The organism is Variovorax sp. KBW07 (assembly GCF_003852515.1).
In the GTDB taxonomy this organism is placed as follows: domain Bacteria; phylum Pseudomonadota; class Gammaproteobacteria; order Burkholderiales; family Burkholderiaceae_C; genus Variovorax.
Map to the genome: position 1 here is coordinate 17204 of NZ_QAJK01000071.1, position 16639 is coordinate 33842.

Genomic DNA, 16639 nt, shown 5'->3' on the forward strand with positions numbered 1-16639 from the left:
CTTTTGAAAGCTTGCAAACAACAGATTCACGCAAGCTTCGGCCACTTGCACAATGACACAAACCCGCACTGCATGATTGAACGAAGCGGCTCAAGTGGGCGCGCCCGGTCCGACGCCCGCGGGCACCGGAATCACGTTCGCCCGGCAGGGTTGGCGCAGCGTCTTGTCGCAGTTCGGCAGCTCCTTCGCATGGGCATACGGGATGTACCCCAGCACGATGCTCGATGAATGCGTGGCGTCGTGCCACACCATGTTGGCCGACGGCGTGGTGGTGTTGCCGAAAATCCAGAAGCCGGTCTGCGACGGGCTATCGACGGTCACGCGGATGCTGGAGCCGGCACGGAACACGTGGGCGAACTTCTGGATCTCGATGCGCACCTGGTTGGGCTGGCCGGCATCGAGCGGCGCTTCGGTGGCCTTGGTGAAGTCGCCGAAGGGACGCAACACCGATGAGCGGGCGGGGTCCAGCGCACGCTTGGAGGCGCGCAGCCAGCCGCGTTGCACGAACATCTCCTTGCCGTCGGGCCGCACTTCGGACAGCGTGACCTGCAGGTCGGTGTCGTTGTCGGCGGCGGTGGCTCTGATCCACAGGTCGGCGGAGCCTTCGCCGTAGAAGCTCAGGTCGTCCGGCAGCGCGGCCGTGGTGAAGACGACCTGGCCGTCCTTTTCGGCATCGGCCACGGCCTGCCAGCCTTCGGCGGCGGGGTTGTTCACCACCGGGCTCTTTGCGGGATAGCGGTAGGTCGACAAGGCGAAAGGAACCACCGGCTTGGCGGCGGCAAGCTCGCCGCCCGGCTGCAGCCACAGGCGCATCGGCTGGACCTTGACCGGCAGGCGGTCGAACTCGGCCACGGCGGTCTGCTTGATCTTCGCCGCGCCGTTGACGGCCTTCTGGTCGGTCTGCTGCATTTCCTGCAGCAGGCGCACGCGCGGCTCCTTCTCGAAGCCGTTGTCCTCGCCCTTCACGAAGTGGGCCAGGAAGCGCTTGAGCGTCGCGTCGATGTAGTCCGAGGTGACGTTGGTGTGGTGGTCGCCGTTGGAGCTGACCAGCCACATCTTCTCGGGCGCCATGGTGTCTTCGTAGTAGCCCGAGCGCGGGCCGATCTGCTCGTCCTGCCACGACTGGGTGCCCAGTGCGGGAATATCGATCTTGCCGGTCTCGTAGAACGCGCTGCGCTTGACGTACAGGCCGTCGGCGTACGGGTTCTCCAGCCACTTGGTCAGGTCGAGGTCGGGCCGCTTGATCTTCTCGATGTTGTCGGCCACCGTGCTGGCGCACCCGGTGTCGCCGTCGAGCTTGGCCGCGAAGGTGGCGGCCCTGTTCCAGATGCCCGGGAAGCCGCCCCACCACTGCGCCGGAAAGCCGACGTTCTTGATGCCGCCCGGGTAGCCCACGTCGCGGTACGGGTCGGTCACGTTCTTGCTGGGCGTGATGGCCAGCAGGCCCTTGGGCCGGTGCGCCGCCACCCACAGCTGGTTGTAGCCCGCATACGAGTAGCCGATCATGCCGATCCGGCCGTTCGACCAGGGCTGCTTGCCGGCCCACTCCAGGGCAAAGGCGCCGGCCGCGCCGGTGCTGGCGTCGAAGACCTGGTCTTCACCGGTCGAGCAGCCGGTGCCCGGCACGTTGATGCCCATGACCGCATAGCCTTCGGCCACCCAGAGTTGGCCGACGTTCGGGTTGGAGCCCGCGGAGTAGCCGTCGTATTCCACCAGCAGCGGAAAGCTGCCCGTGCCGCTGGGCAGCAGCAGCGAGTAGCGCATCTTGTTGCCGTCGGGCAGCGTGATGTAGCCCCACTTGCGCACCGGGCCCTTGTCGGGCTGGGCCTCGGGCGCTGGCGCCGGCGTGGCAATGGGCGGGAACGCGAATCCGCCGCCGGACGAGCCGCCACCGCATGCGGCCAGGCCTGCCGCCACGGCCACGAGGGAAGCTGCAAGGCGCCAGCGGGTTCGAAGTCTGAAAGTCGTCATCTGTCTGTCTCTGTTGTCGTTTTGAAGTCATGCGCTGCCCAGGCGCGGGTCATCGAGCCCGGAGGGCTCGGGGGCTTGCCCCGGGAGGCTCAGGGTGTCGTGGTGATCTTTGCTTCGGTGAGCGTGGCGTCGTAGCGCAGCGTGGCCGGCCACGGCGCCCAGGTGGCGCCGAGTTCGGGCGTGTTCGGGTCGCCCTTGCGCATGAAGGCGCCGATGCTGGCCATCATGGCGTTCGACAGCGCAACGCGGCCAGGCTTGTTGGCGGTGCTGTTGACCACGCTGGAGAACAGCGAAGGCCCGAAGTTGCCGAACATGAAGCCCAGGTCGAAGCCGTGCGCGGCGCCGTACACATCGTTCCAAGGCGCGGGCTCCTGCGCCCAGTCGAAGCGGTAGTGCCAGGTGCTGTTCGGCTGCTGCAGCTTCAGCGTGTCGAGCAGGTTCACGCGGCTGGGGTCGCCCAGCAACTGCGTGATGAGCCCGGTCTTCGCATTGAAGCCGGCGGGTCCGGTGATCGGCAGGTACGACGGATCGATGATGTCGTCCAACGTCAGCGGCGTGGGCTCGTCGGGCTTGAAGCTCATCATCATCGAGAAGCGCGCCGCGTCGCTGATGATGTAGCCCGGCTTTGCACCCGGCGCGAGGTTCGCGAGCAGCGGCGCAAAGAGCTTGCCCTCGTCCCGCGTGAAGCCCAGCAGCACGGGCACCTTGTTGTAGTTGCCGGCGCCGATCTCGCGGATGGGATCGACCGGCAGCACCTTGCCGTCGGGAATCGGGCCGGCGCTGTTGAGCCCCGCGGCGGCCACGTTGGCCAGCAGCTTCTTCGCGTCCTGCCCGCGCAGGTACTCGGCAATCTGCGATGCATCCTGCGTGGCGATGTAGTTCGCGGCGGTGGCGTTCGATGCCTTGCCATCGACCACCACCAGCGTCTTAAGGATGTTCTGGCCCTGCGTGAGCGCGGTCGACTCGGGGTTCAGGGTGGGAAACCCGCCCGCCAGGTTGGTCTGTAGCGACAGTCCCGCGCTGATCGGCAGCGCCTTGTGGAACAGGCCCTTGGCCATCGGCGAGGCAAGCAGCGCCAGCACGTTGGTGCCGCCGGCCGACTGGCCCGACAGCGTGACGTTGCCGGGGTCGCCGCCGAACACCGCGATGTTCTTCTGGATGTAGCGCAGCGCCGCCATGTTGTCGAGCATGGTGAAGTTGCCCGAGTCGTCGCCGGCCGTGCTGCCGGTGCGCAGTTGCGGCATGGCCAGGTAGCCCAGGATGCCGAGGCGGTAGTTGGCCGTGACGACGATGGCGTTGGTGGCCTTGGCGAGCTTCGCGCCGTCGTACACAGGGTCGCCGGTGTAACCGGAGACATTGCTGCCGCCATACAGGAACAGCAGCACCGGCAGGTTCTTGTCGGTGTTGGCCGGACGCCAGATGTTCAGCGACAGGCAGTCTTCGCTGCCGACCGGCGTGTTCAGCGTGCTGCCGATGGTCGCGTCGTAGGTGTTGTTGGCGCCGGGTCCGTAGATGCGGCCGATCTGCAGGCAGGCATTGCCGAACTTGTCGGCCTTGCGGGTGCCGCTCCAGGCCTCGGGCTCCACCGGTGCGCGCCAGCGCAGGTCGCCCACGGGCGCTTTCGCGAAGGGCACGCCCTTCCAGAAATAGCTGCCCGAGTTGGCGCTGTCGTCCACGCCCTCGATCTTGCCGGCCGAGGTCTGGCGCACCATGGGGCCATCGGCCGGTGGCGGGGGCGTGCCCGCGCTCGGCGGGGGCAGCGGGATGAAGCCCGGGCCCGATGATCCGCCGCCGCAGGCCGACAGGGCCATGCAGGCGGTCACGGTCACGGCCATGGCCATGGCCGCGGCGGCCGCCTTCGTCGTTCTTGAGTTTTTCGTTGCCTTTGCGCTGGCCGTACCCTGGTTTTCTGATGTCTGCGTGCTCTTCATTTTTTTTGTCTCCACACCGGGTTAATCGGAATTCCTGCATCGCGATCCGGCACCCATACTCCGGCCCGCCGAACCCACAAAAATTCTAGAAACCGGCGCCACATTCCCCGCTATCACAAACGAGCCAAAGCAATGACTTCAGGAGCACAAATTCCCCGCCACATGCGCCGTCCGCAGCGCCGGGGGGCCTGCATGCCACAGCCGGAGCTGCGCACCAGCTCCGCCGCGTGGCTGGAGGGGGTGCTCGGCATGTTCGAGGCCGAAGGGCTGGACGTGCCCGCGCTGCTGCGCGACGCCGGCTTCGATGCCGAGTCGCTGCACCAGCAGAACGCGCGCTTTCCGGTCGACGAGATCACCATGCTGTGGCAGCTTGCCGTGTCGCGCGTCGGCAAGCCCACGCTGGGCCTGAACCGCGACCTGGCCTCCACCTACAGCAACCTGGGCACCGTGGGCCACGCCATGGCCTGTGCCCCCGACCTGAAGACCAGCCTGGGCAGCCTCACGCGCTACATGGCCGTGATCTCTGACGCCACCACCTTCTCGATGAACGACGACCCGCGCGGCCACTGGATGTCGCTGGAACACAGCGGCGGCAGCCTGCCGATTCCGCGCCAGCGCGTCGAATACGCGCTGCTGACGCTGTTCACCTTCGCCCGCTGGGCCGCGCGGCGCGACCTGCGCCCGCTGATGGTCGAGTTCGTCTACCCCGCCCCGGCCGACGACCGCCCGCACCGCGAGGCCTTCGGCTGCGACATCCGCTTCAACTGCGCGGCCAACCGCATGCTGCTGTCGACCACCGACATGACGATGCACCTGCCCACGCACCACCCGGTGCTGGCCGAAATGCACGAGCACCTGCTCGAAGACCAGCTGAGCCAGCTCGGCCAGACCACCACCAGCAGCCTGGTGTGCGCCGAGATCGCGCGCCGGCTGCAACAGGGCGAGCCGCGCCGGCAAGACGTGGCCGCGGGGCTGGGCATTGCCGAGCGCACCCTGCAGCGCCGGCTGCAGGAAGAGTCGGTGTCGTTCCAGTCGTTGCTCGACCGCACGCGCCGCGAACTGGCGCAGCAATACCTGGCCGAGCAACGCCACACGCTGACCGACGTGGCCGACCTGCTGGGCTTTGTCGACGCCAGCAATTTCTTTCGGGCCTGCAAGCGCTGGTTCGGCCTGCCGCCGGCGCAATACCGGGCGCGAATCTGGCAAGGCGGGCTGGTGGGCGCGCGGGTTCCCGCGGGTGCCCTTCTGAACTGAAGGCCCGGCCGGCAAGGGGTTTCGTGCCGTGCCGGACAATCCGGCCATGAGCTTGCTTGCTGAAGACACCGAGGTCGCCGACCTGGGATTGCGCTGGAAACCCGGCTTTTCAACCCTGGGCCCCGCCTTTTTGACCGAGTTGCGGCCCACGCCGCTGCCCGATCCGTACTGGGTATGCCGCAGCGAGGCCGTCGCGCGCGAGCTGGGCCTGCCCGCGGACTGGCACTCCGACAGCACACTGCGCGCGCTGACCGGCAGCCTGCCGGTTGCCGGCACCCGCCCCTTTGCCACCGTGTACAGCGGCCACCAGTTCGGCGTGTGGGCCGGCCAGCTGGGCGATGGCCGCGCCATCATGATCGGCGAGACCGAGGGTGGCCTCGAAGTGCAACTGAAAGGCGCGGGCCGCACGCCCTATTCACGTGGCGGCGACGGCCGCGCCGTGCTGCGCTCCAGCATCCGCGAGTTCCTGTGCAGCGAGGCCATGCACGGCCTGGGCATCCCGACCACGCGTGCGCTGTGCGTGACCGGCTCCGATGCCCGCGTGCGCCGAGAAGAACTCGAAAGCGCCGCCGTCGTGACGCGCGTGGCGCCCAGCTTCATCCGCTTCGGCCACTTCGAGCACTTTGCGGCCAACCAGCGCGAAGACGAACTGCGCGCGCTGGCCGACTACGTCATCGACCGCTACTACCCGGCCTGCCGCACGACGGATCGCTTCAACGGCAATGCCTACGCCGCCTTCCTGGAAGCCGTGAGCGAGCGCACCGCCGGCCTGCTCGCGCAATGGCAGGCCGTGGGCTTTTGCCACGGCGTGATGAACACCGACAACATGAGCATCCTGGGGCTCACCATCGACTACGGGCCATTCCAGTTTCTCGACGGCTTCGATCCGCGCCACATCTGCAACCACAGCGACACCAGTGGCCGCTACGCCTTCAACCAGCAGCCCAACGTGGCGTACTGGAACCTGTTCTGCCTGGCCCAGGCGCTGCTGCCACTGATCGGCGACCAGGAAGTTGCCGTGGCCGCGCTGGAGTCGTACAAGACCGTGTTTCCCACCGAGTTCGAGGCCCGCATGCGCGCCAAGCTCGGCCTGTCCGATTCGGCCGAAGGCGACCGCGCGCTGGTCGAAGGCGTTCTCAAGCTGCTGGCCGCGGGCAAGGTCGACTACACGATCTTCTGGCGGCGCCTCTCGCACGGCATGGCCGATGGCAACGTCGAGCCGGTGCGCGACCTGTTCCTGGACCGCGAGGGCTTCGACGCCTGGATGCTATTATTTTCAGAGCGCCATGCGATCGGCACACGTGCCGAAGCGGCCGGCCTGATGCTCAGGTCGAACCCCAAGTTCGTGCTGCGGAACCACCTGGGCCAGCAAGCCATCGAAGCAAGTCAGCAAAAAGACCAGGCCGGTGTGGCAACCTTGCTGGCACTGCTGCAGACCCCATTTGAAGAACATCCCGGCACCGACGACGCGTATGCCGGCTTCCCGCCCGACTGGGCGTCCACGATTGAAATCAGCTGCTCATCATGACCACACCCGTTCAAAAAACCGACGCCGAATGGAAAGCCCTGCTCGCTGAAAAGGGCGCCGAACCCGCCGCCTTCGAAGTGACGCGCCACGCCGCCACCGAGCGCCCCTTCACCGGCAAGTACGAAGCCCACTGGGACGACGGCACCTACCACTGCGTGTGCTGCGGCGCCAAGCTGTTCGAGTCGGGCACCAAGTTCGACGCCGGCTGCGGCTGGCCCAGCTTCTCGGAAGAAGCCGTGCCCGGCGCCATCCGCAACATCGTCGACCGTTCGCACGGCATGGTGCGCACCGAGAACGTCTGCGCAAACTGCGGCGCCCACCTGGGCCACGTGTTCCCCGACGGCCCGACCGAAACCGGCCTGCGCTACTGCATGAACTCGGCCTCGCTCGACTTCCAGAAAAAATGAAACTGCTCCTCGACTTCTTCCCGATCCTGCTGTTCTTCGGCGCCTACAAGCTGGGCGACATCTACACCGCCACCGGCGTGCTGATGGCCGCCACCGTGGTGCAGATGGCGGTCATCTACGCCATGGAACGCAAGCTGCAGGCGATGCAGAAGGCCACGCTGGTGCTGATCCTGCTGTTCGGCACGCTCACGCTGGCGCTGCACGACGACCGCTTCATCAAGTGGAAGCCGACGGTGCTCTATGGCGCCATGGCCATCGCGCTGGCGGTGGCGCTGTGGGCGCTGAAGAAGAACTTCCTGAAGATGCTGCTGGGCCAGCAGCTGGAGCTGCCCGAGCGCATCTGGGGCCGGCTGAACGTGGCGTGGATCGGCTATTGCCTGTTCATGGCCATCATCAACGGTTACGTGGCGGCGTACTTCACCACCGAGGCCTGGGTCAACTTCAAGCTCTGGGGCTACGTGTTCCCCATCGTCTTCCTGGTGGCGCAGGGCCTGTACATCGCGCCGCACCTCAAGAGCGACGACAAGCCCGCGGCATGAGCATGAGCAGCACCACCGCACTCACCGCACAGTTACCCACCGCGGCCGACCTCGAGGCCGCTTTGCGCGAAGCGCTCGCGCCCACGCAGCTCGAAGTCATCGACGAGAGCGGCGCCCACGCCGGCCATGCGGGCGCCAACGCGGAGGGCCGCGGCACCCATTTCCGGGTGCGCATCGCCTCCCCGCTGTTCGCCGGAAAGCCCCGCGTGGCGCGGCATCGGCTTGTGTATGATGCCCTCCAAGTTTTTATCGCACAGGGTCTGCACGCCATCGCCATCGAGGTGCTCTGAGTCGTCCATGGGTCGTTCATGAGTCGCATGCCACGTTCCTGACGGCACTCCGGCCACCCTGTTCCTCCCCCCATTTCGTCCCTATTCCTGCTTTCTTTCACGCGCCTTTTCCTACACGCGCATTTCCTTCCCAGCTTGATATTCATTCCATGAAAAAACAAATCTTGCAGGCCGTTGCGGCCGCAGTGCTGCTCGGTGCCATCCCCATGGCGGCCCTGGCGCAGAACGCCGCCATCGTCAACGGCAAGCCGGTGCCCAAGGCCCGCATGGACGTCCTGGCCCAGCAGCTCGCCGCTGCCGGCCGCCCGGTGACGCCTGAAATGCAAAGCCAGCTGCGCGAAGAAATCGTGGCACGCGAAGTGTTCATGCAGGAAGCGCAAAAGCAGGGCCTGGACGCCAGCGACGACTACAAGAACCAGCTCGAACTGGCCCGCCAGGCCATCCTGATCCGCGCGCTGTTCGACAACTACCGCAAGACCAACGCGGTGTCCGACGCCGACGTGAAGGCCGAGTACGACAAGTTCGTCGCGGCCAACGGTGGCAAGGAATACAAGGCCCGCCACATCCTGGTCGAAACCGAAGACCAGGCCAAGAAGATCCTGGCCGACCTGAAGAAGGGCGGCAAGTTCGAAGACATCGCCAAGAAGCAGAGCAAGGACCCCGGATCGGGCGCCAACGGCGGCGACCTCGACTGGGCCAACCCCGCCAGCTTCGTGCCCGAGTTCTCGGAAGCGATGATCAAGCTCAAGAAGGGCGAGACCACCCCTGCCCCCATCAAGACGCAGTTCGGCTATCACATCATCCGCGTCGACGACATCCGCCAGGCCCAACTGCCGAAGCTGGAAGAAGTGAAGCCGCAGATCACGCAGCAGTTGCAACAGCAGCGCCTGCAGAAGTACCAGGAAGAACTGCGCGCGAAGGCGAAGGTCGAGTAAGCCTCGGGCTTCTCGGGCTTCTGCCTTCCATGAAAAAAGCGGCCTGCGGGCCGCTTTTTCATTGCCGCCGCCGAAGCGGCTGCACGGGGATCAGCCCACCCAGCGGCGCGCGTTGCGCCAGATCTGCATCCACGGGCTCAGCTCGCTGCGGTCGCCCGGCGTCCAGCTCATCTGGATGTTGCGGAACACGCGCTCCGGGTGCGGCATGACGGCGGTGAAGCGGCCGTCGGGCGTGGTGACGGAGGTCAGGCCGCCGGCGCTGCCGTTCGGGTTGAACGGGTACTGCTCGGTCGGCTTGCCGTGGTTGTCCACGAAGCGCATGGCGCCGATGGCCTTGGCGGGGTCGCCGCGGTGCTTGAAGTTGGCGTAGCCCTCGCCGTGCGCCACCGCGATCGGCAGGCGGTTGCCGGCCATGCCCGCGAAGAAGATGCTGGGCGACTCGAGCACTTCGACCATCGACAGGCGGGCCTCGAAGCGCTCGCTCTGGTTGGTGGTGAAGCGCGGCCAGGCTTCGGCACCGGGAATGATGTCGGCCAGCTCGGCGAACATCTGGCAGCCGTTGCACACGCCCAGGCCGAAGGTGTCTTCGCGGCCGAAGAAGGCCTTGAACTGCTCTGCCAGCTTGGGGTTGAAGGTGATGCTGCGGGCCCAGCCGATGCCGGCGCCCAGCGTGTCGCCGTAGCTGAAGCCGCCGCAGGCGACCACGCCCTTGAAGTTGGCCAGGTCCGCCCTGCCCGCCTGCAGATCGGTCATGTGGACGTCGTAGGCCTCGAAGCCGGCTTCGGTGAAGGCGTAGGCCATCTCGACATGCGAGTTGACACCTTGCTCGCGAAGGATGGCGACCTTGGGGCGGCTCTGAAGGATGGCGGGGGCGTTGATGCTGCTGCCCTCACCCCTGCCCTCTCCCAGAGGGAGAGGGAGAAATACATGCATGCCGGGGTCCGATGGCTCGCCGGCCGCTGCGTGCTCTGCATCGGCGCAAGCCGGGTTGTCGCGCTCGCGGGCGATCTTCCAGCTGACCGAATCCCAGACCTGATGCAGGTCGTGCAGGCTCGCGCTGAACACCGACTTGGCATCGCGCCAGACTTCGAGCTTGCCCTTGCCCGCATCCATGGGCGAGCTGGCGGGCCGGGTCTTGCCGACGAAATGGCTGTGGGCGCTCAGGCCATGGGCGCGCAGCACCTGCATCACGTCGTTGCGCTCGGCCGTGCGCACCTGCAGCACCATGCCCAGCTCTTCGTTGAACAGCGCCTTGAGCGTGAGCTCTTCGCGCCGCGCGCTGACCTGCTGCGCCCAGTTCTTGGCGTCGCCCGTTTCCATGCGGCTGTCGGAAATGCCGTCGCCTTCGGTGACCAGCATGTCGACGTTGAGCGCCACGCCGACATGGCCGGCAAAAGCCATTTCGCAGGCGGTGGCGAACAGGCCGCCGTCGCTGCGGTCATGCATCGCGAGGATCTTGCCGTCGGCGCGCAGCGCGTTCACGGCATTGACCAGCGCCACCAGTTGCGCGGGGTCGTCGAGGTCGGGCACGGTGTCGCCGCTCTGGTTGAGCGTCTGCGAAAGGATGCTGCCGGCCATGCGGTGCTGGCCGCGGCCCAGGTCGACCAGCACCAGCGTGGTGTCGGGCTCTTGCGCGTCGAGCTGCGGCGTGAGCGTGCCGCGCACATCGGCCAGCGTGGCGAAGGCGGTGACGATCAGGCTCACGGGCGAGGTGACCTTCTTGGCTTCGCCCTCGTCCTTCCACTGCGTGCGCATCGACAGCGAATCCTTGCCGACCGGAATCGACACGCCCAGCGCCGGGCACAGCTCCAGGCCCACGGCCTTGACGGTTTCGTACAGCGCGGCGTCTTCGCCGGGCTCGCCGCAAGCGGCCATCCAGTTGGCCGACAGCTTGACGCGCGACAGCTCGATGGGGGCGGCCAGCAGGTTGGTGATGGCCTCGGCCACGGCCATGCGGCCCGAGGCCGGCGCGTCGAGTGCGGCCAGCGGCGTGCGCTCGCCCATGCTCATCGCCTCGCCGGCAAAGCCCTTGTAGTCGGCCAGCGTCACGGCGCAATCGGCCACGGGCACCTGCCACGGGCCGACCATCTGGTCGCGGTGGCTCAGGCCGCCCACGGTGCGGTCGCCGATGGTGATGAGGAAGCGCTTGGACGCCACGGTCGGGTGCGCCAGCACGTCGATGGCGGCCTTTTGCAGGTCGACACCGGTCAGGTCGAGCGGCTTGAAGGTGCGCGCCACGGTCTTCACGTCGCGGTGCATCTTGGGCGGCTTGCCCAGCAGCACGTCCATCGGCATGTCGACGGGCTGCACGGCCGCGCCTTCGTCGGCCACCAGCAGCTGGCGCTCTTCGGTCGCCACGCCGACCACCGAGAACGGGCAGCGCTCGCGCTCGCAGAAGGCCTTGAACTGTTCGAGCGATTCGGGCGCAATGGCCAGCACGTAGCGCTCCTGGCTTTCGTTGCACCAGATTTCCTTGGGCGCCATGCCCGACTCTTCGAGCGGCACCGCGCGCAGGTCGAAGCGCGCGCCGCGGCCGGCGTCGTTGGTCAGTTCCGGGAAGGCGTTGCTCAGGCCGCCCGCGCCCACGTCGTGAATGGCGAGGATGGGGTTGGCCGCGCCCTGCTGCCAGCAGTGGTTGATGACCTCCTGCGCGCGGCGTTCGATTTCGGGGTTGCCGCGCTGCACCGAGTCGAAGTCGAGCTCGGCGGCGTTGGCGCCGGTCGCCATCGAGCTGGCGGCGCTGCCGCCCATGCCGATGCGCATGCCGGGGCCGCCGAGCTGGATCAGCAGCGAGCCGGCCGGGAACAAAATCTTCTTGGTCTGCGCGGCGTCGATGCTGCCGAGGCCGCCCGCGATCATGATGGGCTTGTGGTAGCCGCGCTGCACGGTGTCGAGGTCGCTCGACACGGTCTGCTCGTATTCGCGGAAGTAGCCCAGCAGGTTGGGACGGCCGAATTCGTTGTTGAACGCGGCGCCGCCCAGCGGCCCCTCGGTCATGATCTGCAGCGGGCTGGCGATGTGCTCGGGCTTGCCGTAGTGGCCGTCTTCAGGCCACAGCCTCGACACGGTGAAACCGGTCAGGCCGGCCTTGGGCCTGGAGCCGCGGCCGGTGGCGCCTTCGTCGCGAATTTCGCCGCCCGCGCCTGTCGAGGCGCCCGGGAACGGCGAAATGGCGGTCGGGTGGTTGTGCGTCTCGACCTTCATGAGCACATGGCTCAGGGCGCTCTCTTTTTGATAGCCCTGCTCGCCCGATCCGCCGGCACGCGCCACGAAGCGCTCGATGTTGTTGCCTTCCATCACCGAGGCGTTGTCCGCATAGGCGATCACCGTGTGCTGCGGGTTCTGCTTCTCGGTGTGGCGGATCATCGAGAACAGGCTTTGCGGCTGCGCCACGCCATCGATGGTGAAGTTGGCGTTGAAGATCTTGTGGCGGCAGTGCTCGCTGTTGGCCTGCGCGAACATCATCAGCTCGACGTCGCTCGGGTTGCGGCCCAGGCGGGTGAAGGCTTCTACCAGGTAGTCGATTTCGTCCTCGGCCAGCGCCAGGCCGAAGCCGGTGTTGGCGGCTTCCAGCGCCGCGCGACCACCGGCCTGCACGTCGACCTGCGCCATCGGCTGGGCCGGCAGCTCGCTGAACAGGCTGGCCGCCTGCTCGACGGTGGCCAGCACCGATTCGGTCATGCGGTCGTGCAGCGGACCGGCCGCGGCGGCCAGCGCGTCGCCTTCGAGCACGGGCGCCTTGCCGATCAGCGGGGCCTTGAGCTTCAGGTGGTATTGGGTGACGCGCTCGACCCGGCGCAGCGCCAGGCCGCAGTTGTGGGCGATGTCGGTGGCCTTGGACGCCCAGGGCGAGACTGTGCCCAGGCGCGGCGTGACGACCACCGAGGTCGCGGCCTTGGCCGGTGCCTCGAAGGGCTCGCCGTAGGTCAGCAGCGCGGCAAAGCGGTCGCGGTCGGCCTGGCCGAGCGCCGCGTCGGTCACCACCAGGTGCACGAAACGGGCCGAAATGCCCTCGATGCGCGGCTCGATGGCCTGCAGTTTCGGCAGCAGTTGCCGCGCGCGGAAATCGCTGAGTGCGCTGCCGCCCTCGAACATGGTTACGACGGGAAGGGCTTGAGGTGCGGGCTGCGTCACGGTCGATGGGGGCCTGGGGCCGCGTTGGGAATCAAGAAATCTGGGCGGATGGCCGCTGACTGGGGTCATCCGCGTTAACCCGGAATTTTAGCTTGGTGAATGGGATAATTCAGGGATGAGCATTACTTACAAAGACGCCGCGGGCATCGAAGCCATGCGGGTCGCCTGCCGCCTCGGGTCCGAGGTGCTGGACTACCTCACGCCCTTCATCAAGCCCGGCATCACGACCAACGAGATCGACCGGCTGGCCGCGGAATACATGGTCACGCAGGGCACCACCTCGGCCACGGTGGGCTACCTGGGCGCCAGCAGCGTGCCGTTCCCGAAGTCGCTCTGCACCTCGGTCAACCACGTGGTGTGCCACGGCATCCCCAATGACAAGCCCTTGAAGAAGGGCGACATCATGAACATCGACGTCACCGTCATCAAGGACGGCTGGTTCGGCGACAACAGCCGCATGTTCGTGATCGGCGACGCCTCCATCGCGGCCAAGCGCCTGTGCTCCATCACCTTCGAGGCCATGTGGCACGGCATCCTGCAGGTGCGCCCCGGCGCCCACCTGGGCGACGTGGGCCACGCGATCCAGAAGTTCGCCGAAGGCCAGGGCTTCTCGGTGGTGCGCGAGTTCTGCGGCCACGGCGTGGGCCAGCGATTCCATGAAGAACCCCAGGTGCTGCACTACGGCCGCCCCGGCACCATGGAAGAGCTCAAGCCCGGCATGATCTTCACCATCGAGCCGATGATCAACGCCGGCAAGCGCGACGTGAAGGAAGACTTCAAGGGCGGCCAGTACGACGGCTGGACCATCGTCACGCGCGACCATTCGCTGTCGGCCCAGTGGGAGCACACGGTGCTGGTCACCGAAACGGGCTACGAGGTGCTGACGCTCTCGGCAGGCAGCCCGCCGCTGCCCTCGTTCGTCACGGCCACCAAGACCTGACGCGGCAGCGCGCGCCCCGGCCGTGATCGAAGCAGCCAAGATCGACGTGGCGACGCTGCGCGAAGCCTATCGCGCGAAGAAGCTCGCGCTGTTCGACACCCTGCGCTTTGCGCGCGCCCCCACGCGCAGCGTGCACACGGTGCTGCGCCAGCTCTCGGCCCTGGCCGACCAGACGCTCTGCACCCTGTGGCAGGAAGCCGATTTCGGCGACGCGCTGGCCCTGGCGGCGGTCGGCGGCTACGGCCGCGGCGAGCTGTTCCCGTATTCCGACGTCGACGTGCTGCTGCTGCTGCCGCCCGAGGGCGCCGAAAACGCGGTCGATCCGGCCCGCGTCGAGGCCTTCATCGGCCAATGCTGGGACGCCGGGCTCGAAATCGGCTCCAGCGTGCGCACGGTCGAAGAATGCCTGGCCGAGGCCGAAAAAGACGTCACCGTCCAGACCTCGCTGCTCGAAGCCCGGCTGATCGCCGGCGACAAGAAGCTCTTTACCGGCTTTCGCCGCCGCTTCACCCGCGCCATCGACCCGCAGGCTTTCTTCGTGGCCAAGTCGCAGGAAATGCGGCACCGCCACCAGAAGTTCGACAACACGCCCTACGCGCTCGAACCCAATTGCAAGGAATCGCCGGGCGGCCTGCGCGACCTGCAGACCATCCTGTGGATGAGCAAGGCCGCCGGCTTCGGCAGCCGCTGGGACGACCTGGCCAAGAACGGCCTGGCCACGCCCTTCGAGGCCCAGCAGATCAAGCGCAACGAGGCCCTGCTCTCGCTGATTCGCGCGCGCCTGCACGTGATTGCCAACCGGCGCGAAGACCGCCTGGTGTTCGACCTGCAGACCGCCGTGGCCGCCAGCTTCGGCTACGAGAGCGAATCGCAGCGCAAGTCGAGCGAAGCGCTGATGCGCCGCTACTACTGGGCCGCCAAGGCGGTGTCGCAGCTCAACCAGATCCTGCTGCTGAATATTTCGGAACGGCTGCAGCCCATCGACGAGCAGCCCACAACCATCAACGAGCGCTTCTACGAACGCGCCGGCCTGATCGAGATTGCCAGCGACGACCTGTACGAGCGCGAGCCGCACGCCGTGCTCGAGACCTTCCTGCTGTACCAGAAGACCATCGGCGTGAAGGGCCTGTCGGCGCGCACGCTGCGCGCGCTGTACAACGCGCGCCACGTCATGGACAGCAAGTTCCGCAACGACCCGGTCAACCACCAGACCTTCATGCGGATCCTGCAGCAGCCCTACGGCATCACACATGCCTTCAGGCTGATGAACCAGACCTCGGTGCTGGGGCGCTACCTGCGCGTGTTTCGCAGCATCGTGGGGCAGATGCAGCACGACCTGTTCCATGTGTACACGGTCGACCAGCACATCCTGATGGTGCTGCGCAACGTGCGGCGCTTCTTCATTGCGGAGCATGCGCACGAGTACCCGTTCTGCTCGCAGCTCGCGGCCGGCTGGGACAAGCCCTGGATTCTTTATGTGGCGGCGCTGTTCCACGACATTGCCAAGGGCCGCGGCGGCGACCACTCCACGCTCGGCGCGCGCGACGTGCAGCGCTTCTGCAAGCAGCACGGCATTGCGCGGGAAGACTCGAAGCTCATCGAATTCCTGGTGGCCGAACACCTGGTGATGAGCCAGGTCGCGCAGAAGCAGGACCTGAGCGACCCCGAGGTGATCGGCGCCTTCGCCAGGCGCGTGGGCAACGAGCGCTACCTCACGGCCCTGTACTTGCTGACCATCGCCGACATCCGAGGCACCTCGCCGCGCGTATGGAATGCATGGAAAGGCAAGCTGCTCGAAGACCTGTACCGCTTTACCCTGCGCGCGCTCGGCGGGCGCATGCCCGACCCCGATGCCGAAGTGGAGTCGCGCAAGCGCGAGGCGCTGGTGCAGCTGGCCCTGCACGCCCAGCGCTTCGAGGCGCACAAGGCCCTGTGGGACACGCTCGACGTGGGCTACTTCATGCGCCACGACGCCACCGAGATCGCCTGGCACGCCAAGCAGCTCTCGCGCTTCGTGCCGCCGAAGAACGTGCCCATCGACCCGAAGGCGCCGCCCATCGTGCGCGCACACCTGTCGCCCGTGGGCGAAGGCCTGCAGGTGGTGGTGTACACGCCCGACCAGCCCGACCTGTTCGCGCGCATCTGCGGCTACTTCGACCAGTCGTCGTTCAGCATTCTCGATGCCAAGGTGCACACCACCAGCAACGGCTACGCGCTCGACACCTTCCAGGTGGTGACCACCTTCCTGCCCGACCACTACCGCGACCTGATCAGCATGGTCGAGTCGGGCCTGGGCCAGACGCTCACCGAGGCCGGCGCCCTGCCCGCGCCCAGCATGGGCCGGGTGTCGCGCCGGGTGCGCAGCTTTCCGATCAAGCCGCGCATCAGCCTGGTGCCCGACGACAAGGCGCAGCGCTGGGTGCTCAGCATCTCGGCCAGCGACCGCGCCGGCCTGCTGTATTCGGTGGCCCGAGTGCTCGCCCGGCACCACCTGAACCTGCAGCTGGCCAAGGTCACGACGCTGGGCGAGCGCGTGGAAGACAGCTTCTTGATCAGCGGCCCCGAACTCCAGGGCCAGAAAACCCAGCTCGCCATCGAGACCGACCTGATGGAAGCCCTGGCCTCCTAGCCTTCATTCCCGAGTCGGTCCGCGGGTCATCAAGGCGATCGCGCGGGCAAACCCGGCCTTGCAACCCATCGCCGTCAGAAT

At 67.0% G+C, this 16639-nt stretch carries 11 protein-coding genes; 8 read left to right on the top strand and 3 right to left on the bottom strand.

Features of this window, described 5'->3' with window-relative positions:
* Window positions 1–90: 90 nt before the first annotated feature.
* Together DBV14_RS15450 and DBV14_RS15455 are read right to left on the bottom strand one after the other, a co-directional pair.
* Window positions 91–1971: a CocE/NonD family hydrolase gene (locus DBV14_RS15450; protein WP_124460039.1), complete on the bottom strand. Its 1881-nt coding sequence runs from the start codon at window positions 1969–1971 to the stop codon at window positions 91–93.
* An 89-nt stretch (window positions 1972–2060) separates the two neighbouring features.
* Window positions 2061–3902 carry a carboxylesterase/lipase family protein gene (locus tag DBV14_RS15455; RefSeq protein ID WP_260397052.1) on the bottom strand — a complete coding sequence of 614 codons (1842 nt, stop codon included), beginning with the start codon at window positions 3900–3902 and terminating at the stop codon, window positions 2061–2063.
* A 192-nt stretch (window positions 3903–4094) separates the two neighbouring features.
* Here DBV14_RS15455 and DBV14_RS15460 point away from each other — a divergent pair, with 192 nt between their 5' ends.
* The 6 genes from DBV14_RS15460 (at window position 4095) to DBV14_RS15485 (ending at window position 8855) form a co-directional block, all read left to right on the top strand.
* On the top strand, window positions 4095–5156 hold the full coding sequence (locus tag DBV14_RS15460) for an AraC family transcriptional regulator (protein WP_185546027.1): 1062 nt from the start codon (window positions 4095–4097) through the stop codon (window positions 5154–5156).
* A gap of 46 nt (window positions 5157–5202) precedes the next feature.
* Window positions 5203–6684, top strand: coding sequence for a YdiU family protein (locus tag DBV14_RS15465; RefSeq protein ID WP_124460040.1), 1482 nt, complete (start codon window positions 5203–5205; stop codon window positions 6682–6684).
* On the top strand, window positions 6681–7091 hold the full coding sequence (gene msrB / locus DBV14_RS15470) for a peptide-methionine (R)-S-oxide reductase MsrB (RefSeq protein ID WP_124460041.1): 411 nt from the start codon (window positions 6681–6683) through the stop codon (window positions 7089–7091). Before DBV14_RS15465 ends, msrB begins: the two co-directional genes overlap by 4 nt.
* Window positions 7088–7630, top strand: a complete 543-nt coding sequence (locus tag DBV14_RS15475) for a septation protein A (protein WP_124460042.1) — start codon at window positions 7088–7090, stop codon at window positions 7628–7630. The genes msrB and DBV14_RS15475 overlap by 4 nt, the downstream gene beginning before the upstream one ends.
* 2 nt (window positions 7631–7632) lie before the next feature.
* Window positions 7633–7920, top strand: a complete 288-nt coding sequence (locus DBV14_RS15480) for a BolA family transcriptional regulator (protein WP_124460043.1) — start codon at window positions 7633–7635, stop codon at window positions 7918–7920.
* Window positions 7921–8069: 149 nt separating this feature from the next.
* Complete coding sequence (locus tag DBV14_RS15485) at window positions 8070–8855, top strand: peptidylprolyl isomerase (protein WP_124460044.1); 786 nt, start codon at window positions 8070–8072, stop codon at window positions 8853–8855.
* 90 nt (window positions 8856–8945) lie between these two features.
* Here DBV14_RS15485 and purL read toward each other — a convergent pair whose 3' ends face one another.
* Complete coding sequence (purL, locus tag DBV14_RS15490; protein ID WP_124460079.1) at window positions 8946–12950, bottom strand: phosphoribosylformylglycinamidine synthase; 4005 nt, start codon at window positions 12948–12950, stop codon at window positions 8946–8948.
* 154 nt (window positions 12951–13104) lie between these two features.
* On the opposite strand from purL, the gene map reads away from it, so the two are divergent.
* On the top strand, window positions 13105–13929 hold the full coding sequence (gene map, locus DBV14_RS15495; RefSeq protein ID WP_124460045.1) for a type I methionyl aminopeptidase: 825 nt from the start codon (window positions 13105–13107) through the stop codon (window positions 13927–13929).
* A 22-nt stretch (window positions 13930–13951) separates the two neighbouring features.
* Entirely contained in the window at window positions 13952–16558 is a 2607-nt protein-coding gene (locus DBV14_RS15500; RefSeq protein WP_124460046.1) for a [protein-PII] uridylyltransferase, read from the top strand.
* Window positions 16559–16639 lie beyond the last annotated feature (81 nt).